This is a genomic window from Gordonia sp. SMJS1, from assembly GCF_029866425.1.
GTDB lineage: Bacteria > Actinomycetota > Actinomycetes > Mycobacteriales > Mycobacteriaceae > Gordonia > Gordonia hongkongensis.
In genome coordinates this window covers 44,632-63,582 of the sequence record NZ_CP123381.1, presented here as the reverse complement: position 1 = coordinate 63,582, position 18,951 = coordinate 44,632, and the positions used below count along the sequence as shown (strand labels likewise).

The following is an 18,951-nucleotide window of genomic DNA, read 5'->3' as shown; positions in this document are numbered from 1 at the left end:
CGTGTCCGACCCGACGACCCGGCCCGGCCCGACGACCTTCCGAATCGACGCCGGCAACACCTCGGTGACCTGCGGTGACGGACAGCGAGTTCTCGATGCCCTGTTGCGCCAGGGGGTGTGGATTCCCAACTCCTGCAACCAGGGCACCTGCGGCACCTGCAAGGTCCGGGTGATCGACGGCATGGTGACCGCCCCGCCTGCCCCCGACAGTGTCCTGTCCGACGCCGAGCAGCAGCAGGGATACGTGCTGTCGTGTCAGTCGACACCCATCACCGACATCGCCGTCGAACCGCCCGCCGCCGAGTGCGGCGAGCGCCATCACCTGTTGCGCGATGTCGCCGGAACGGTCGGTTCGATCACCGCGGTGGCCGATGACACCGTGTCCATCACGGTGTCACTCGACGAACCGTTCGAGTTCACGGCCGGCCAATACGTCGAGTTGTCGATCCCGGGTACCGGCCAGACCCGGCCGTACTCGATGGCCAACCCGCCCAGCGAATCCGACGCTCTCGAGTTTCACGTCCGAAGGCAGCCAGACGGTCTCGCCACCGATCGGTGGATCTTCGATTCCCTGACGGTCGGGGCGGCGGTGTCCATGACGGGACCGTGGGGCGACTTCTGCCATCAGCCGGGCGAACCCGACGTTCGGGCTCATCCTGCTCGCCGGGGGAACCGGTCTCGCGCCGCTGAAGTCGATCGCGAGAGCAGCACTCGACGCCGACCCCGATCGTGAGATCCACGTCTACCACGGCGTCCGCACCGAGGCCGAGCTGTACGACGTTGACTTCTGGCGCGCACTCGAGACCGAGCACCCGAATGTCCGGTACACGCCCTGCCTCAGCCGCGAAGAGTGGAGCGGCCGTACCGGTTACGTCGGTGACGCGATGATGGCCGACTTCGACTCCTGCCGCAACCACTCGGCATACCTCTGCGGCCCGCCCGCGATGGTCGAGGCGGGGGTCCGGGCCCTCAAGCGACGACGCATGCCGCCCCGGCGGATCAAGCGGGAGAAGTACACGCCCGCAGCGAGTCTCGTGACCCTCTGAGTCGACCCGGAGGCACGTCGGTCCCGGTGCCGACGACCAGCTCAGGCCACGTCCTGCACATCCGCCGCCGACGCTCCGGAGATGATGTCGAGGACCCGCGGGTACTCGGGCGCAGTCGAGGTGACCACCGACCCGTGGTTGCCGCCACGGATGAGAACGGCCTCGGCGTCGCCGCCGTCGCGCACGACGGCGGCGACGTAGCGTTGCGAATTGGCCGGCGCGACCATCCGATCGGCGGTTCCGTGAACGGCGACCACGGGGGTGTCGGGATCGATGTTCTGGATGGGATCGACCATCGTGTACCGCTGCGGGACCTGCGCCGGGGTGCCGCCGAGGGCGGTCACGATCCGGTCGTCGCCATGCGTGGCCGCATAGGTCATGTCGAGTGGACCGGCGAGCGAGACGACCCGCGTCGGGCGAAACAGCGGCCGCGCACCGACCTCGTCGTCGTCCAGTTTGTGCCGGGTGCCGCCCCAGACCGCGAGTTGCGCTCCGGCACTGTGCCCGACAACCAGCTCGTCGTCGGTGTCGATCTGCGGGAACTGCCGGTCCACCACGACGACGTGGTCCAGGGCGCTCGCGACGTCCCGGAACGTCGTCGGCCAACCACCGCCCGATCCGACGCGGCGGTATTCGATGTTGTACACGGCCATGCCCCGATCGGCCAGGTCTCGTGCCAGCGGCTCGAAGACGTCGGCCCCGAGGGCGCTCTGCCAGGCACCGCCGTGGATGAGGACCACCAGCGGGATCGTGTCGACCCGTTGCTCACCCGCGGGCAGGTACAGCTCGGCCCAATTCTGTTCGGAGTCACCATCGTCCGGCGTCGGGTAGTCGAACCGGTGGACGGTCACCTCGTCGAGGTACTCGACCGGGGCGGCTGTGGCACTGCTGCTGGGGGTCGGGGTCGGCGTGGTTCCCGTGGAGCACGCGGACAGTCCCAGCACGCCGGCGACGACGACACCCAGTGCGGTGCGGACGCGACGCGACGTGGCCGTCACCGCACGCTCAGCGGTACAGGCGTGATCGACGCGCCGCTACGCAGGGTCGCCGGCAGCGGTCCGAACCCGGGCCACAGATTCACCGGCACCGTGACCGTCGCGCCCGCGGGCAGCGAGATCGACGTCGGGCTGACCGCGATGCGATCGGTGAAGGTGTCGCTGCGTTCGACCTCCAGTCGGAGCCGCTGTGCCCGTCCTTCGGATCGAACGGTCACTCCCGACGGAGAGGTGGCCCCCACCGAGACCGCCGAGCCCGGGCCGATCGCCAACTGCGTGGTCTCGGTCGACAGTGATCGCAGCGAATTCTCGGTCGCGACTTCGAACTCCGCGGTCGACGGTGCCGACGAGGTCACCCGCATCCCGTGCCGGGCCGGATCGGCGTCGATGACCGCGACCGCACCCGCGGGCACCTCGAGATCACCCATCGCGACCACGCCGCCCGCGCTGAGCACGGTGGCGTCGATGTCCGCGGTCCGACCCGCTTCCACCCCGTCCACGACGATCCGGAACTTCCGGTTCGCGGGCACCGTGAACGTGGCGGAGTTGTCGTTGTTGAACAAGATCTTCTTGTCGACACCCGGGATCGCACGACCGGCGGGATCGGTGACCCGCACGTCCCAGTCGACGTCGCCGACACCGCGTGCACCGCCGTTGTTGTCCGACACCATCACGACCGTCTCGTCGTTGCGCAGCTCCGGATCCTGATGACGTGCCAGGATCGGCGCCAGCGGAACAAGCATCATCTTGTTGGCCGGCGACCCCTGGAACAACAGTGTCGGCTCGGACGGGTTGGTGGCCGTCGAGTAGTACCAGCTGTTGGCACCCGGGTCGGCGACGATCATCTTCTCTACGCCGGGGAAGTTGTTGTCGTAGACCACGATGCCCCGCTTGCCCTGTCCCAGATCGCGGATGGCGATCGGGTTGATGGCGTGCCCGGCGCTCTGCTCCTCATCGGTGTAGATCGCCAAGACGTAGTTGTCGTTGCGCGCCCACGCCGAGCGCAATCGGGACAGCGCCTCTGTGACGGTGACCTCTGACTCGAGGAGGTCGGTGGGCGGGAAGCCCTGGGTGATGAACATCCGCGCGATGAGTTCGTCCAGCGGCGTCGACGGGCCGATGCTGTAGACCGGTTGCCACGGCAGCGCCAGTGGGAACGGGTTCAGACGTTTGGTGGCATACAGTGCGGCGAGCGCGGCCATTCCGAAGCAGTGCCCGCCCGCCATCGACTCGTTGAATTCCTGCTGCAGCAGTTCGGCGACGGTGGTCGGCGAACACACACCGACCACGATGCGTGCGCAGACCTCGTCGCCGAAGACCGCCCGCATACCTTCGACGCTCAGGCCGCGGGTGTGCAGAGCGTCGTTCGGCCCCCAGTTCTCGAAGGAGAAACCGTCCCGTTTGACCTGGAAGTCGGCCTGCGCGACGAGCTTTCCGGCGTTGGGGTTCACCACGGGCGCCGCCTGCGACGGACCGGAGGCGACGATCGACAAACCTGCGGCCACCGCCAGCACAAGTGCCGTCACCGAGAGACGCACCAGCCATCGATTACCGCGCGTGCCTGTGAGCATCGCTAAACACTAGCGGACAATTCAGACATAGCCCGAGTAGCCGGTGAATTCACCGGATCGATTTCTGAAATACGTCCCAAAATGTTTGTTGCGGCAGTTCGGCCCGCAATTCGGACCGAGCTGCCGCAACGTGATTGCGGTTGTTTCGGGATTCCCCTACTTGACGCCCGAGAACACGTACTGCAGTACGGCCAGTGCCAGTTCGTTGTCCTGGATCGCCTGCCACAGGATGTTGTCCACCATGTTCGTCTCCGTTTCGATGTTCGCGTGAGGGGTCGGGTCCGGCACCGAGCAGGAAACCGTGGGTCGCCCCGCCCCGGCGCTGTCGATCCTACGTCGACTGCCGGGCGAGAGTTCGCCGGGCGATCCGCGCGACCGCCTCGTCGATCAGACGGCCCGCACTGTCGGTGGCCGCGGCGCCTCCCGCGGCGTCGAAGGCGGTCAGGACGTTGCGGGCGGAGGCGACCTCGGCGTCGGTCGGTGCCATCCCTGCTCGGGCAGGGGCGATCTGTCGCGGGTGGATGCAGGCGCGCCCGAGGAACCCGAGGGCGGTCAGCCGTCGGGTCTCGTCGGCGAAGCCGTCCGGGTCGTCGATGACCGGCGACGCCGCGCCGAGCGGTGGACCGATCCGCGCCGCCGCCGACGCGGCGACCACCTGCGAGCGTGCCCACAGCAGTTCGTTGCCGACCACCGAGGTGACCCCGAGGTCGGCGGCGAGATCGACTTCGCCGATCTGGACGAACTCGACCCGCGGTCCGGCCGCGATCGACGCCGCGTTGCAGAGTCCGGCCCCGGTCTCGATCAGCGGCGACACCGGTGTGCGGGGTCGTCCCCACTCGGCCTCGAGCTCGGCCAGCATGGTGTCCACCCGCTCGAGCGTCGCCGCGTCGTCGACCTTGGGCAGCCAGACGCCGTCGGCGCCGGCCCGCACCGCCATGGTGAGGTCGTCGAGGAGTTCGGCTCCGGGGTTGACCCGCACCCAGACGGGGACGCCGTCCCGGTCGCGGTTCTCCAGCCACGCGCCGACGGCGATGCGTGCGGTGTCCTTGCCCGACAACGGCACCGCGTCCTCCAGGTCGAGGACCACGGCGTCGGTCCCCGACCCGACCGCCTTGTCGAAGCGCTCGGGCCGGTCGCCCGGGACGTACAGGAAGACCAGCGTCTGCGTCATCCGACCGTGACGGTGCCGTTGACGAGCGCCTTGGCGATGACCGTCCGCATGATGTCGTTGGTGCCCTCACCGATCGACATCAGTGGGGCGTCACGGTAGTACCGCTCCACGTTGAACTCGGTCGAGTAGCCGTATCCGCCGTGGATGCGCATCGCCTCGAGGCTCGCGGTGATCGCGGTCTCCGACGCGAAGTACTTGGCCATCCCGGCCTCGCCGTCGACGCGGGCACCCGAATCCGCCTTGGCCGCTGCCCAGTACGTCATCAGACGCGCCGCCTGCAGCTGGGTGGCGATGTCGGCGAGCTTGAGCTGGATGGCCTGGAAGTCCGAGATCGGCTTGCCGAATGCCGTCCGCTCACGTGAGTAGTTCAGCGCCGCGTCGTACGACGCCTGCGCGATGCCGACGCTACGGCCGGCGATGTTCAACCGACCGATCTCGAGGCCCGACAGCGCCTGCTGCATGCCCCGGCCCTCGACGCCGCCGAGCAGCGTCGACTGCGGGACGCGCACCTCGTCGAGGAAGATCTCGCACGACTCCGTGCCCTTGTAGCCGAGCTTGCCCATGTCCCGCTGGACCTCGAAGCCGGGCGTGGTGGTGTCCACCAGCAGGATGCTCATGCCCTTGTGCGCCGGAGTGGCCGACGGGTCGGTCTTCACCAGTACCGGGAGCACATTCGCGTGGCGCGCGTTGGTGATCCAGGTCTTGGTGCCGCGGATGACGTAGTCGTCGCCGTCCTTGGTGGCGGTCGTCTTGATGCCCTGTAGATCGGTTCCGGCCCCCGGCTCGGTGAGGCCGATTCCGGTGCGGCACTCACCACTTGCCAGGCGCGGGAGCCACTGTGCCTTCTGTTCGTCGGTGCCGTGGCGCGCGATCATCCAGCAGGACAGATTGTGACTGCCGAGGATTCCGGCGATCCCCATCCAACCGCGCGCGAGCTCCTCGTAGACGAGGGTGAAGGACACCATGTCGAGTTCGAGTCCGCCGAATTCCTCCGGCGTGGTGATCCCGAACAGCCCCATCTCCCGCAACCGGTCGACGATCTCGGTGGGATACCGGCCGGTGCGCTCCCACTCGTTGGCGACCGGGATGATCTCCTTGTCGACGAGCTGGCGCAGGGCGGCGCGGAAGTCGCGCTGTTCGGAGTTGAAGCTGAAATCCATTGTGATCCTTGCTCTCAGGCGTGACCGGACGGGTTCGCGGCGGCAAACCCACGGCGAGATGGGCGTGGTGTGTGTCAGCCGGCGGCGACGATGGTCGTCGCGAGGGTGGTGATCGGTACGACCGACGACGCGTTCGGGAGACCGAACACCGCGTCGACGAGCTCATCGGAGGCATCTCCGCCACCGCTGTTCCCACGGAACTTCGCGGCCACGGCGGCGTCGTCCATCGGCCGGCCCGAAGTGCCACGGCTGCAGGGCACCTCGCCGACGACCCGGGAGCCGTCGGCGAAGGTGATGACCGCCCGGCCGGCGGCGTCGGCGGCCGGGCGGTCATCGGGCACGGTGGTGACCTCGACGAGTCCCGCGGTGGTCGCGACCTCGGGGCGCCCGATCGAGTCCACCGCGTAGGTGTCCACGGTGACGGCACCGTCGTGCACGAGGGCGGCGACGCTCCACGGCAGATCGAACTTGGCGTCGTAGACGCTGCGCGGGCTGCGCGTACCGGTGCCCGGGCCGCAGACGATCTCGACGCTGTCCGGGTGGACGTCGACGGCGATGCTCGTGATGTTCCCCGGCACGATCTCGCGCCCCTGCTCACCGGCCGTGACCAGTGCGGCGCCGACCGCGTCGAGTGCGGCATGCATCAGTTGGCAACTCGGGTACGGCTTGATGCCGATACTGGCGCTCTCCCAGCGGGTTCCGAGGTCGGCCACGATGATGTCGGGATCGATGTCACGATCGGCGAGCGCACGGTACAGACCGCGGCGGCCTTCGAGCACCGACTCGGGTCCGCTCGCCCCGGCCACCGCGAGCCGCGCGGCCAGGACACCGCTGAAGCCGGCGTTCCCGGGGTGCAGGGTCTTGGTGTTCGCGCCGGTGTCGAGGAACTCGAGGAGCCCACCCGACGACGACGCGGCGATGCCGATCGCGTTGGTGAGCACATCGGTCCCGGCGCCGTACAGCAATCCGGCGGCGACGGCACCGGCGAGCGGACCGACGACGGCGGTGGCGTGCAGTCCGCGCGCATGGAACCCGTGGGGCGCGGCCGCGCCGAGACGGCACGCGACCTCGAGCCCGGCCACCAGCGCGACGACGGTGTCGGCGCCGGTCGCGTCGACCTCCTCGGCGACCGCCAGCACCGCCGGGGCCACGACCGTCGTCGGGTGCACCAGCGCGCCGGCGTGCGTGTCGTCGAAGTCGAGCGCATGCATCAGCACGCCGTTGGCGAACGCCGCCGCGGGGGCCGAGATCGCCTCGGCATCTCCGAGCGGGTGGGCCTGGGCGGGACCGCCGAGCGCGCGAGCCACCGTCAACCCCGGTCCGCCCTGGCCGAGGCGCCGGGCCCCGATCCCGTTGCCGATGCCGTCGAGCAGGTGTCGGAGTGCGGCGCGGCGGGTGGTCTCGGGGATGGCGTCGATGCTCAGGCCGGCGGCCCAGCTCGCGAGTCGGCGGGCGGTCACGATGGGGCCTGACCGGAGGGGGCCTGACCGGAGGGAGCCTGGGCGACCGCGCCGAAGGCGCCGCCGTCGACGAGACCAAGGACGTTGTCCGCGCTGTAGCCCAGCAGACCCATCACCTCGTCGAAGTTCTCGTTGCGATGCGGTGCCCGACGATACTCCGTCTTGTCCGTGCCGAAACGCACCGGCGAGGTCACCTGCCGGACCTCACCCCACACCTCGTGTTCGGTGGTGGCGATGAGACCGCGTGCGAGCGTGTGCTCCTCGGTGAGCGCCTGCTCGACGTTCGTTGATCGGCCCGGTGGGAACCCCGGCGTCGGTCAGCAGCGACACCCAGTGGTCGACGGTCGACTCGGCGAATCGCTTCTCCAGGATCGGCAGCAGCTCGTCCTTGTGCTGTCCGCGGGCGGCGAAGTCGGTGAACCGCGGATCGTCGAGCAGCTCGGCCAGACCGATGGCCTCGGCGAGGCGCACCCAGAACTTCTCCTTGGCGCAGCCGACGACGAACCAACCGTCGGTGGCCTCGAAGGCCTGGAACGGCACCAGCGACGGATGCGCCGAGTTCTTGGTGCGACCCGGACGGTAACCGGCATTGAGATGCCATGCGGCCGGGTAGGTGAGCATGGAGACCGCGGTGTCGTACAGCGAGACGTCGCAGTCGCCGCCGACACCATCGCGGCGCGCGGCGTGCAGACCGGCCATCAAGCTCAGGGCGGCGACGAATCCGCCGGAGAAATCCACCAGGGACAGACCGGATTTCGTGGGTGGTCCGTCCGGATCACCGGTGAGGTCCATCCAGCCGGCCAGGCCCTGCAGGATGTAGTCGTAGCCGGGCTGTTTGGCGCGCGGACCGGTCATGCCGAAGCCGGTCAGGCTGCAGCAGACGATCGCCGGGTTGAGGTGTTTGAGGTCGTCGTAGGTGATCTTGATCTTCGCCGGGACGTCGCCGCGCAGGTTGGAGTAGACCGCGTCGCTGGTCCGGACGAGGTCCTCGAACACCTTGCGACCGCCGGGGGTCGCGAGATCCAGTGAGAGACTGCGCTTGTTGCGATTGAAGGCCTCGAAGAACAGCGAATCCTCGCCCGAGTTGTACGGGGGGACATACCTTCCAACGTCGCCGCCGGACTGCGGCTCCTCGATCTTCAGCACGTCCGCCCCGAGGTCGGCGAGGTGGACGCTGCCGAACGGGCCGGCGCCGTACTGCTCGATGGCGATGATGCGGACGTCCTCGAGCGGCTTCATCCGACGCTCCCCTCGGTGGTTCCGGTCAGCTCGGTCAGGGACGGGGCCTTGACCTCGGGGAAGTAGTTCTGTCCGATGCCGCTCTCGCGGGTCGCGACCATCACCGAACGCTTCCAGGAGATGACGACCTCGCCGTCCTGGTTGATCCCGCGGGTCACCATCGACACGATCCCCGCGTAGGGACGGGACTGTGACAGACGCAGGTCGGTGCAGATGCTCTCGGCGTAGATGGTGTCGCCGACGTAGACCGGGTGGGCCAGTTTGACGTCGGTGAACTGCAGGTTCGCGACCGCGTTCTGGCTCATGTCGATGACCGAGAGTCCGAGGACCAGGGCGATGGTCAGACCCGAGTTCACGATGACCTTGCCGTCGGTGATGGGATTCGTCGCGGCGAGGTGGGAGTTGAAGTGGTTCTGGTTGGTGTTCATCGACAGGCATGTGATCCACGCGTTGTCGGTGTCGGTGATGGTGCGGCCCATCGGGTGTTGGTAGACGTCGCCCACGACGTAGTCCTCGAAGAAGCGTCCGAGAGTGGCGGGATGGGTGGTCAATGGTCCTCCTCAGGGTGCGGCGTCGTGGAATGCACACAACGAGCCGTGACGCGGACCACCATAAACATCTGATCTTTAGAACGTCAAGGATCTCGTCATCCTGGCAATACCCTGAGTTTCGCCGCAGGTGTTGCCGAAACCCTCCGATGTATTGCATGATGCTCCGGAGCGCAGCTATGGCTCAGATCACTCCCGTCATCGGGGACACAGCTGAAGACGTCGGGGTGACGGCATGTACAGAGGAAGCGAGTTTCGATGAAGCGAATCGGCGTGGATGTGGGCGGCACGTTCACCGACCTGGTCCTGTGGGACGACGACGGGACGGTCACGGTGCACAAGACGCCGTCGACCAACCACGATCCCTCGATCGGCACGATGGACGGGATCGGGGTGCTCGCCGAACGCGCGGGCATCGACGTCGCGGACATCGAGATGTTCTTCCACGGCACGACCGTGGCCACCAACATCGTGCTGGAGCACAACGGCAGTGACGTTGGCATGATCACCACCGACGGCTTCCGGGACATCCTGCACATCGCGCGCAAGAAGCGCCCCCTGAACTACTCCAACTACCAGGATCTGCCGTGGCAGAAGTGGCAGCTGGTGCCCCGTCGCAACCGGCGCACCGTCGCCGAGCGGATGGACGCGGCCGGAAACGTGCTCACCCCGCTCGACGAGGACGCCGTTCGCCGCGAGGTGGGCCTGCTCCGCGAGCGCGGTGTCGAGGCCATCGCGGTGGCCTTCCTGCACGCCTACCGCAATCCGGCCCACGAGCACCGCGTCCGGGACATCATCGCCGAGGAGTACCCCGGCGTGTTCGTCTCGCTGTCCAGCGACGTCGCCTCGCAGTACCGCGAGTACGAGCGCTTCTCCACCACCGCGCTCAACGCGTTCGTCGGCCCCAAGACCTCCCGCTACATCGAGAACCTGGCCGGCAAGGCCAAGGCCGCACAGGTCGGCGAGGACGTCCACCTGATGACCTCCGCCGGCGGTCTCGTCACGTCGCGCAGCGCCAGCGAGGTCCCGGTCTCGCTCCTGACCAGCGGTGTCGTCGCCGGACTCCTCGGCGGCTGCTTCATCGGCAAGGCGTCGGGCTACCCGAGCGTCATCACCCTCGACGTGGGCGGCACCTCCGCCGACATCGGCGTCGCCCCCGACGGCAAGCTCCGCATGAAGCACCTGCTCGACACCCGCATCGGCGACTACCACGCGATGGTGCCGATGGCCGAGGTCGACACCATCGGTGCCGGCGGCGGATCCATCGCCAGCATCGACGAGGGCGGCATGTTCCGCGTCGGACCGCGCAGCGCCGGTGCCATGCCCGGCCCGGCCTGCTACAACCGCGGCGGCACCGAACCCACATCCACCGATGCGATGGTCGTCATGGGCTGGCTCCGCGAGGACAGCTTCCTGTCGGGAACCATGGAGGTCAAGACCGAACTCGCCACCGAGGCGGTCCAGACCCACATCGCCGACAAGCTCGGTGCCGACATCGAGCATGCCGCGATGGGCATCTTCCAGATCCTCGCGCACTCGATGACCGAGGCCATCTCGCTGCACTCGGTGCGCAAAGGCTATGACCCGCGCGAGTTCTCGCTCGTCGCCGAGGGTGGCGCCGGGCCCCTGTACGCCTGGCAGATCGCCGAGCACCTCGGCATCCCGCGTGTCATCGTGCCCGGCCACCCCGGGATCACCTCGGCGGTCGGCCTGCTGACCACCGATGTTCGCTACGAGGTGCCGACCACCGTGTGGACCTCGTCGGCCGAACCCGATCTGGAGTTGCTGCGTCGCGAGATGGACCGGCTGTCCGAGCAGGCCGTCGCCCAGCTTCGCGCCGACGGTATCGCCGAGGACGCGATCACTCTCGAGCGCAGCGTCGACTGTCGTTATGTCGGACAGGGTTACGAGCTCCGGGTGCCCGCACCTGCCGGCGACATCACCGACGAGTGGGTCGAGCAGACCGCGGCCACCTTCCACGAGGTCCACGGTCGTACGTACTCGCAGCGCTTCGACGACAAGCCGGTCCAGCTGGTCAACATCCGCGTGACCGGGGTGGGCGCGGTCGAGCACATCCGCATCGCCGAGATCGAGAAGGGCGACGCGGACGCGTCGTCGGCGATCAAGGCCACAACTCGCGCGCTGTTCTGGAAGAACGACTCGGCCGATCCGGAATGGGTCGACACCCCCATCTACGACCGCGCACTCTTCAAGGCGGGCAACACCTTCGACGGTCCCGCGATCGTCCAGCAGTTCGACTCGACGACCATCGTCGGCATCGGACAGAAGGCCACGGTCGACGCCGTGGGCCACATCATCATCGAGAGGAGCGCCTGACATGGCGAAAGCTCTGATGCCCACGGACGGCGTTTCGCTCGCCGCCGAGGCCAACCGGACCTGGAACACCGTCGAGGTCGACCCGATCACCCTGCGCGTCATCGGTGGCGCGCTGAACTCGATGGCCAAGGAGATGGCCCAGGTCCTCTACCGGATGGCCTACTCGAGCCTCATCCGTGAGTCCGAGGACCTCGGCGCCGGCATCTTCGACGTCAACGGCCGCGAGCTGTGCGAGTCGGATTCGACTCCGATGCACTGTGGTTCGATCCCCGCGTACATCCGCGGCGTGAACCGCAAGCTCGCCGGTACCTACAAGCCCGGTGACGTGATCCTGCACAACCACCCGTATCACGGTGCGGCGCACTCCCCCGACTACGGCGTGATCATCCCTATCTTCTGGGAAGGCGAGCACATCGGGTTCGCCGGCTGCACCGGTCACGTCTCCGACATCGGCGGCAACTTCCCCGGCCTGTGCATGGACGTCGTCGACGTCTGGGCCGAGGGCAAGCTGATGGACTCGATGAAGATCTACGACGGCGGCGTCCGCAACGACATGCTGATCCAGCACATCCTGGACAACGTGCGTACCCCGGAGCAGAACCGCGGTGACCTGGAGGCTCTCATCGCCTGCTCGCGCATCGGTGAGAAGCGGTTCGTCGAACTGCTCGAGAAGCACGGGCTCGACACCGTGATGAGTGCCGCCGACCGGTGGATGGACTACTCGGAAGAGATGCTGCGCAGTCGGATCCGCCAGATCCCCAACGGCAGCTACGAGGCACCGATCGGCTACCTCGACGACGACGGCAAGAACCGCGGTGTGCCGCTGAAGGTCGCGGTGCGCGTGCAGGTCGAGGACGAGGACGTCCTCATCGACCTCACCGGTTCCAACGACCAGGTGCCGACGGCGTTCAACGTGCCGTTCGAGGGTTCGGTGCTGCCGGTGGCGGTGAGCGCGATCCGCACCATCCTGCTCGACGAGTACCTCACCGAGGAGTTCGTCCCGCAGAACGACGGGTGTTTCCGTCCGGTGCGCGCCTACGCGCCGGAGGGCACGATCTTCAACCCGGACTTCCCGGCATCGTGTTTCGCACGCTTCTCGCAGGTCAACCGCATCTTCGACTCGATCAATCTGGCGCTGGCACCGGTGCTGCCCGAGCGGGCGATCGCCGGTTCGTCGGCGGCGCTGTGCGCCATCGCGTACTCGGGTCTGGCCGAGGACGGCGAGTCGTACTGGGTGTACATCGAGATCAACGAGGGTTCCTACGGCGCCCGTAACGGCAAGGACGGCATGGACGCCGTCGACGCCCTGATGGCCAACACCCGCAACAACCCGATCGAGGAACTCGAGCTCAACCACGCGATGCGTGCCGAGCGCTACGAGCTCCGCGACGAGTCACCGGCACCCGGCCAGTGGCGCGGCGGCATCGGCAGCGTGCGGACCTGGTACATGCAGACCGACACGTTCCTCGGTTCCGAGGCCGACAACCGCACCGACCCGCCCGCGGGCGCGCTCGGTGGCGGCGACGGCGCGTCGGGTTCGTTCGTCCGCAACCCCGGCACGCCCGAAGAGGAGGTGCTGTTCTCGAAGGTGACCCAGGAGGTCATCCGCGAGGGCGAGCGTCTCGAGATCCGGATGCCGTCGGGCGGTGGCTTCGGCGATCCGTTCCTGCGCGATCCGTTCGCGGTGCTCTCCGACGTGTGGGACGAGTACCTGTCCGCGGACGAGGCGCGTCAGGACTACGGTGTCGTCGTGAACACCGACGACTGGACCGTCGACGCAGCGGCCACCGAGCAGCTGCGCTCGTCGCGGGTGGCGTCCTGAACAGTTCGACAGGAAGGGCAGGTGATTCTGTCGCCGGCCCTTCCGGCGTCGGTGGCATTCCGCCCGCTCGCTCCGCTCCCGGCGCGGGCGGGAGTTCCTCTGCCGAAATCGTCTTGCTCGCTGAGCATTTGAACACGGTCATCTCGTGGGTGCCCGAGGAGCTCGGCGTCGACCCCGGGGTTGAGTCCGGCCCGCTGTCCGGGGTGCGGATCGGTGTGAAGGACAACATCGAGGTCGGCGGGGTGCGCTCCACCTGTGGGTCCGAGTACTTCGCCGACCGGGTGGCATCTGCCGACGCGGCGTGCGTGACCGCCTTGAAAAGGGCCGGTGCCGTCATCACCTCGACGCTGAATCTCGCCGAGTTCGCCGTCGGTGTGACCAGTCAGAACTCGGCATCGGGTGGGCCGGTGAACCCCTGGGCCGCCGACCGCGTACCCGGTGGATCGAGCGGTGGGTCCGGTGTCGCGGTGGCGGCGGGAATCGTCGACGTGTCCCTCGGCACGGACACCGGCGGATCCATCCGGCTGCCTGCCGCGTGCTGCGGTGTGACCGGCCTGCGTCCGTCCGTCGGCGTGCTCGACATGACCGGGATCTTCCCGGTGAGTGCCGACTTCGACACCGTCGGCCCGCTGGCCCGATCGGCGGCACTCGTGCGGGAGACGTTCGCGGTGCTCGCGGGCGCCGACTCGACACCGTTCCGGAGCGGGTCGTTGCGGATCGCGCTGCCCTGGCCGTTCGTCACCGACGACGTGGACCCGGCCGTACGCGATGCCGTGGTCGGTGTCGCGGACCTGCTTCGCGAACTCGGCCACAGCGTCGAGAACGTCCCGGTGCGCCACAGCGAGACCGCGCAGGACGTCGTGTACACCCTCATCTATTCGGATCTGGCGAAGATCCACGCCGAGCGGTTGCGGGACGAGCCGAGCCGGTTCAAGGCGGCGACCCGGGAACGAATCCGGCTCGGGCTGAACATCTCCGACGATCAGGTCGTGGCTGCTCGGCGACAGCGTGATGTGTTCCGTGCCGGTACTGCCGAGCTCTTCGGCGAGGTCGATGTGGTTCTCACCCCGGCCATGCCGGGAGACGTCCCCCTGCTCGGTGGCAGCGATGCCGTTGTGGCTCAGGCGCGTCGGATGGGGCAGCTGACCTATCCGTGGTCGTTGCACGACGGCCCGACGCTCGCCCTGCCGGTGGGTACACACCCGTCCGGCATGCCCATCGGGGCGCAGTTGACCGCGGTACGAGGTGGCGAGGGAACACTGTTTGCTCTCGCCGAGCAGTTCCAGGCGCGCACCGACTGGCATCGTCGACTCCCGCCGGTGCGGGTCGGTGTGGGATGAGCTCGAGCGGGGTGGGCCTGCTCAGCCCTGGCGTCTGAGCAGGTCCATCTGCTTGTAGACGTCACCGAGATGGTCGAGGTGGCGTCGCATGAGGGTCATCGCGGTCATGGAGTCCCGCTTCTCGACCGCGTCGAGGATGGCGCGGTGATCCTCGTCGACACACTTCCAGAAGTCCTCCGGGGCCGCGTCCCGGCTGAACCGGCTGCCGATGACACGGAAGACGGGCACGGTGATCAGGTCGAGCAGCGGGTTGTCCGCCGCCCGGAGCAGCACGCGGTGGAACTCCTGGTTGTTGGCGTACACCTCGGGACCGATCTCACCGGTCGGGTCGAAGATGGTGGCGCGCAACTCTTCCAGATGTACGTCCGTGTGCCGGTATGCCGCGACTCCCGCGGCGGGCACCTCGGTGAGCTGCCGGACCTCCATCAGTTGGTCGACGGTGACCCCCTCGGCCGCCGCGAGCAGGGTGACCCCGGCTTCGAGGTGAGCGCTCAGCTGGCCGATGTCGGGGGTGGCGACGAACGTCCCGCCGGTGACGCCGCGCGTGGTGTGGACCAGGTTCTCGCTGGCGAGCGAGCGGATGGCCTCGCGGACGGTGCTCTGTCCCACGCCGAACTCGGCCCGCAACTCGGTGTCGGGTGGCAACCGCGTACCGGGGGTCAGTTCTCCCGCCAGGATGCGCACCCGGAGCGCATCGGCCACGACCTGGTACGCCGGTCGCCGGGCCGACTTATTCGCTTCCGTCACAACATCTTCCGATCGTGGGAGGGTGTGACCCAACTTACCAGATCGAGGACGTAAAGACCGTGCTGCGGCAACGGTTTTCGGTGCGTCGGCTGGCGGCCGACCGCCTCACCTCGCGCCAACAGACCTGGACAACGTCTGGCAGCGACTCGGTCTGTCAGGTGTGGGCTTCGTCTGGCAGCGGGCCCGCCAACGTAGGCGCGTCACGCCGTTCGTCGTCCCGTGGCACGACCATTCGACGCCTCGACCTCGACGATCGCGACGCGGAGCATCTCGGCGAAGCGACTCCAGTAAGCGGCCTCATCGTCGTAGAACCGGATGGTCCGAGGATCGGCGCCCGCCAGCCGGGCCCCGTTGGCCCTGCTCTGCCAGTGCCCCCATTGGTCGTCACACACCTCGAGGTAACCGGTGAGTGTGGCGGCGTCGTGGTTTCTCAGTGCGGCGATCCTGCTCGGCATCGAAGTCCCCTCGTCGGCGTGATTCCCGGCTACACGCTATGCCGTGGGTACGACAATCCCGGAGCTTGCGAAGCGCCACTCCCTGCCCCCTAATCCGAAGGTCCCACATACCTACTGGTCCCTGAGGTGCGAGGAGCGCAAGCGACGAGCCACGAAGGGCGCGGTGAGACACCTTGCAACGCCCGTCTGTGGCTCGCTTCGCTCGCGCCTCAGGGACGGAGAATGCGGACGCTCACGAGTGTTCTTTCGTAGTCCACAGAAGACCCGCCCCGATGCCCCATTCCGTGACCGACAGACTTCAACTCGACCTCTAGACCTCGATCGAAGTCCATCGGTCGAGTTGAAGTCTGCCGGTCGCGGGCCCGCCCTGCTGTGGTTCGTTCGATTCAGTGAACAGAGAACGACGCTCGCAAGCTCGCTCCTCGGTGGGCGCCGGCCGACCACCACCCCGCGGCCACCGGTCAGGTCGCCGCGATCAGCACGGCGACGCCGAGCCAGACGAGTGCGACGACCTTCACGACTTCGAAGCCGACGTACACGAAGTGGGCGTGACTACGAGGTCCCTCGTGCCCGGCGAGTACCGCGTCGGATCGCTTGGTCAGGGCGGGCCGTACGGCCGCCACCTGGATGGCGAGGGCGGCGATCGCCACGCCGGCCGCGATCGGCTCGGCAAGACCCGACCACGAGCCCAGTACGATTGCCATCAGAATGCCGAGCGCCCAGACGATCTCGGCCGCATTCAGTGCGCGGAACACCAATCGGCCGATGCCGAGTCCGATTGGCAGGGTCACCCCGGGTGCGCGGAACTTGAGGGGTGCCTCGATGAACGAGATGGCGAACACCATGCCGAGCCAGACGAAGGTCAGCGCGATGACGACCGCGGCCGCGGTGCTCATCGGGTGCCGGTGCGCAGCAGTTCTGGACCGAAGGTCTCGTAGTGGATCCGGCCCTCGTCCACCTCGTGGTCGAGGAATGCCTCGCGCATCGTCGAGAGGAATCCGGTCGGTCCGCACAGCATGACGTGCGAGTCGCGAGCGATGTCGACGTCGTCGAGCGTCATCTGTCCGACCCGGATCGTGCCCGACACCACGTGAGGCGACGCGCTCTCGTACCACTGGATCAAGCGGCCCGACGGCAGTGAATCGACCAGCGCGGCCAGCATTCCGCGGTGCGGTTGACGATCCCGCGAACGGTCGGCATGGAGCACCGTCACCGGCCGGGTGTCGCGCACCTCAGACAGTGCGGTGAGCAAGCCGATGACCGGTGTGCAGCCGATCCCGGCCGAGGCGAGCAGAAGCGGCGCGTCGTCGTCGGGCAGCACGAGGTCACCGAACGGCGTGCTGACATCGAGGAGATCACCCTCGAAGATCTGCTCGTGCAGATGCGCCGACACCTCGCCGGCGAGTTTGACACTGAACCGCCATCGCGACTCGGCCGGTGAACCGGTGAGACTGTACTGACGGATCTGGCGAGCACCGTCGAGGAGCGGTACCTGCACCGAGATGTACTGCCCGGGGCGGAATCCCGGCAATTTTCCGTCGATCGCCGACACAGTCAGGGCGATCGTGTCGGGCGAGACCTGCTCGCGCTCGGTCACTCGCACCTCTCGCCAGACCTGCCCGGGATCGACCTGGGCGTCGGCATACAGCTGCGCCTCGGACGCGATGAGCAGGTCGGCCATGTCCCAGTAGAGCTGGTCCCAGGCGTCGGCGACCTCGGGGGTGACCGCGGCACCGAGCACCTCGACGATCGCCGCGAAAAGGTGTTCGTGCACAACGGCATACTGCTCGGCCGTCACCCCCAGCGACGCATGCTTGTGAGCGATGCGATCGAGGATGAAGCGCTGGCGACGGATGTCTGGTTCGAGCTGGAGACGCGCGAACGCGGCGATCGAACCGGCGAGGGCCTGCGGCTGCTCGCCCGACTTCTGGTGAGTGCGGTTGAACAGATTGTCGAGCAGGTCCGGGTGCGCCGCGAAGAGTCCCTGGTAGAAGCGCGGGGTGATCTCCGCGAGCGATCCTTCGACGGCGGGCAGCGTGGCGGCGATCGTCGCGCGTTGAGTGTCAGACAGCATGAGAACTCCTTTGTTCATCTGCTCATCGGTTGGTGCGCAGCAAATCTGGGGCGGATCGAGGCGATCCGAGTAGGTCAGGAGCCGAGGCGTCGAGCCGGCGTCGCGGACGACTCATCGCGGACAGGCCGCGGCGTCAGCGACAACAACACCGCAGTCGTCGGCTCGCGGGCGAGATCGGCGACCGTCTCGGAATCGAGGCTCTCGTAAAAGGCCGCGGCCGCGCGGGCGAGGGATCCCCGGAGCCGGCATGCATGGCGCAGCGGGCAGGGTTGCGACCCTTCGCATTCCACGACCTCGCCGTCGCCCTCGAGCGAACGCGCCAGCCACCCGACACGGGCCTCCCGGCCGAGTTCGGTGATCGTCAGCCCGCCCGTCCGACCGCGTCGGGCATGTACGACGCCCATCTCGGACAACCTGCCGACGACCTTGGCGACATGCGTATACGGGACAGCGAGTTCCCGGGCGAGATCCTTGGTGGTGAGAGATGTTGCGACAGAATCATGTTGACCCACGACCGCCAGCCGCATCACGACCCGGAGGCCGATGTCGGTGAAGCGTGTCAGCTGCATGCCGTAAGTAGACCATAAATTGGCACTCAGGATCCCAATTAAGAGTCGTGATGCCGGTCACGCAGCTCGGCGAGCCGCTTACTCGTCGGCGGTGATACGTGGCCGGGTGTGAACGGTCCAGGTCTGGCCGTCGTAATACCGATCGACGACCGGGTCCTGCGGGTCCGGGTACCAGCCACCCACGACTCCCTGCACTCCGCCGCCCGTCGATCTCTTCGAGTTGCGCGATACGAGCACGACGATCCCGGCGATTCCGGCGCCGAGAACGCCCAGCAGCGCGATCAGGACGAGCAGCATCAGGAGGACCGATATGCTCGCACCGTACAGAGCGCGGGGCGCGTCGCCACGCGTCGCCGGAAGCTCTGCTCGGATTCCGTCGAACGACGGACCCACGCCGAGCCGGACGACCGTCTCCGA

At 67.8% G+C, this 18,951-nt stretch carries 16 protein-coding genes and 2 pseudogenes; 4 read left to right on the top strand and 14 right to left on the bottom strand.

Features of this window, described 5'->3' with window-relative positions:
* Position 1 precedes the first annotated feature (1 nt).
* Positions 2-1,046 (top strand): annotated as a pseudogene (locus tag QAD21_RS00335) (2Fe-2S iron-sulfur cluster-binding protein).
* A 41-nt stretch (positions 1,047-1,087) separates the two neighbouring features.
* On the opposite strand, the gene QAD21_RS00330 reads toward QAD21_RS00335, so the two are convergent.
* The 8 genes and pseudogenes from QAD21_RS00330 to QAD21_RS00290 form a co-directional block, all read right to left on the bottom strand.
* The gene (locus QAD21_RS00330) at positions 1,088-2,044 is read right to left on the bottom strand and encodes a prolyl oligopeptidase family serine peptidase (RefSeq protein WP_280360359.1); all 957 of its coding nucleotides are present in this window, start codon (positions 2,042-2,044) and stop codon (positions 1,088-1,090) included.
* On the bottom strand, positions 2,041-3,612 hold the full coding sequence (locus QAD21_RS00325; protein WP_280360358.1) for a hypothetical protein: 1,572 nt from the start codon (positions 3,610-3,612) through the stop codon (positions 2,041-2,043). The genes QAD21_RS00330 and QAD21_RS00325 overlap by 4 nt, the downstream gene beginning before the upstream one ends.
* A gap of 156 nt (positions 3,613-3,768) precedes the next feature.
* The gene (locus QAD21_RS00320) at positions 3,769-3,900 is read right to left on the bottom strand and encodes a hypothetical protein (protein WP_255220179.1); all 132 of its coding nucleotides are present in this window, start codon (positions 3,898-3,900) and stop codon (positions 3,769-3,771) included.
* 43 nt (positions 3,901-3,943) lie between these two features.
* Entirely contained in the window at positions 3,944-4,783 is an 840-nt protein-coding gene (locus QAD21_RS00315) for a CoA ester lyase (RefSeq protein ID WP_280360357.1), read from the bottom strand.
* Complete coding sequence (locus QAD21_RS00310) at positions 4,780-5,943, bottom strand: acyl-CoA dehydrogenase family protein (protein ID WP_004020855.1); 1,164 nt, start codon at positions 5,941-5,943, stop codon at positions 4,780-4,782. The genes QAD21_RS00315 and QAD21_RS00310 overlap by 4 nt, the downstream gene beginning before the upstream one ends.
* A 74-nt stretch (positions 5,944-6,017) precedes the next feature.
* Positions 6,018-7,403, bottom strand: coding sequence for an MmgE/PrpD family protein (locus QAD21_RS00305; protein ID WP_101820403.1), 1,386 nt, complete (start codon positions 7,401-7,403; stop codon positions 6,018-6,020).
* Positions 7,400-8,642 (bottom strand): annotated as a pseudogene (locus QAD21_RS00295) (CoA transferase). The gene QAD21_RS00305 and the pseudogene QAD21_RS00295 overlap by 4 nt, the downstream one beginning before the upstream one ends.
* Positions 8,639-9,193, bottom strand: coding sequence for a MaoC family dehydratase (locus QAD21_RS00290; RefSeq protein WP_065632054.1), 555 nt, complete (start codon positions 9,191-9,193; stop codon positions 8,639-8,641). Before QAD21_RS00290 ends, QAD21_RS00295 begins: the two are co-directional and overlap by 4 nt.
* A 255-nt stretch (positions 9,194-9,448) precedes the next feature.
* Here QAD21_RS00290 and QAD21_RS00285 point away from each other — a divergent pair, with 255 nt between their 5' ends.
* The 3 genes from QAD21_RS00285 (at position 9,449) to QAD21_RS00275 (ending at position 14,689) form a co-directional block, all read left to right on the top strand.
* On the top strand, positions 9,449-11,527 hold the full coding sequence (locus tag QAD21_RS00285) for a hydantoinase/oxoprolinase family protein (protein ID WP_101820405.1): 2,079 nt from the start codon (positions 9,449-9,451) through the stop codon (positions 11,525-11,527).
* Position 11,528: 1 nt separating this feature from the next.
* Positions 11,529-13,349, top strand: a complete 1,821-nt coding sequence (locus QAD21_RS00280) for a hydantoinase B/oxoprolinase family protein (RefSeq protein ID WP_280360354.1) — start codon at positions 11,529-11,531, stop codon at positions 13,347-13,349.
* A 128-nt stretch (positions 13,350-13,477) separates the two neighbouring features.
* The gene (locus QAD21_RS00275; RefSeq protein ID WP_280361853.1) at positions 13,478-14,689 is read left to right on the top strand and encodes an amidase; all 1,212 of its coding nucleotides are present in this window, start codon (positions 13,478-13,480) and stop codon (positions 14,687-14,689) included.
* A 21-nt stretch (positions 14,690-14,710) separates the two neighbouring features.
* Here QAD21_RS00275 and QAD21_RS00270 read toward each other — a convergent pair whose 3' ends face one another.
* From QAD21_RS00270 to QAD21_RS00245, 6 genes are all read right to left on the bottom strand, one after another.
* Positions 14,711-15,436, bottom strand: coding sequence for a GntR family transcriptional regulator (locus QAD21_RS00270; protein ID WP_280360353.1), 726 nt, complete (start codon positions 15,434-15,436; stop codon positions 14,711-14,713).
* Positions 15,437-15,636: 200 nt separating this feature from the next.
* Positions 15,637-15,891: a hypothetical protein gene (locus tag QAD21_RS00265; RefSeq protein WP_280360352.1), complete on the bottom strand. Its 255-nt coding sequence runs from the start codon at positions 15,889-15,891 to the stop codon at positions 15,637-15,639.
* Positions 15,892-16,352: 461 nt separating this feature from the next.
* Positions 16,353-16,787, bottom strand: coding sequence for a hypothetical protein (locus QAD21_RS00260; protein WP_280360351.1), 435 nt, complete (start codon positions 16,785-16,787; stop codon positions 16,353-16,355).
* Entirely contained in the window at positions 16,784-17,965 is a 1,182-nt protein-coding gene (locus QAD21_RS00255) for an FAD-binding oxidoreductase (protein WP_280360350.1), read from the bottom strand. The genes QAD21_RS00260 and QAD21_RS00255 overlap by 4 nt, the downstream gene beginning before the upstream one ends.
* A 74-nt stretch (positions 17,966-18,039) precedes the next feature.
* Positions 18,040-18,534, bottom strand: a complete 495-nt coding sequence (locus QAD21_RS00250) for an Rrf2 family transcriptional regulator (protein WP_280360349.1) — start codon at positions 18,532-18,534, stop codon at positions 18,040-18,042.
* 78 nt (positions 18,535-18,612) lie between these two features.
* Complete coding sequence (locus tag QAD21_RS00245) at positions 18,613-18,831, bottom strand: DUF2510 domain-containing protein (protein WP_280360348.1); 219 nt, start codon at positions 18,829-18,831, stop codon at positions 18,613-18,615.
* Positions 18,832-18,951: the final 120 nt, after the last annotated feature.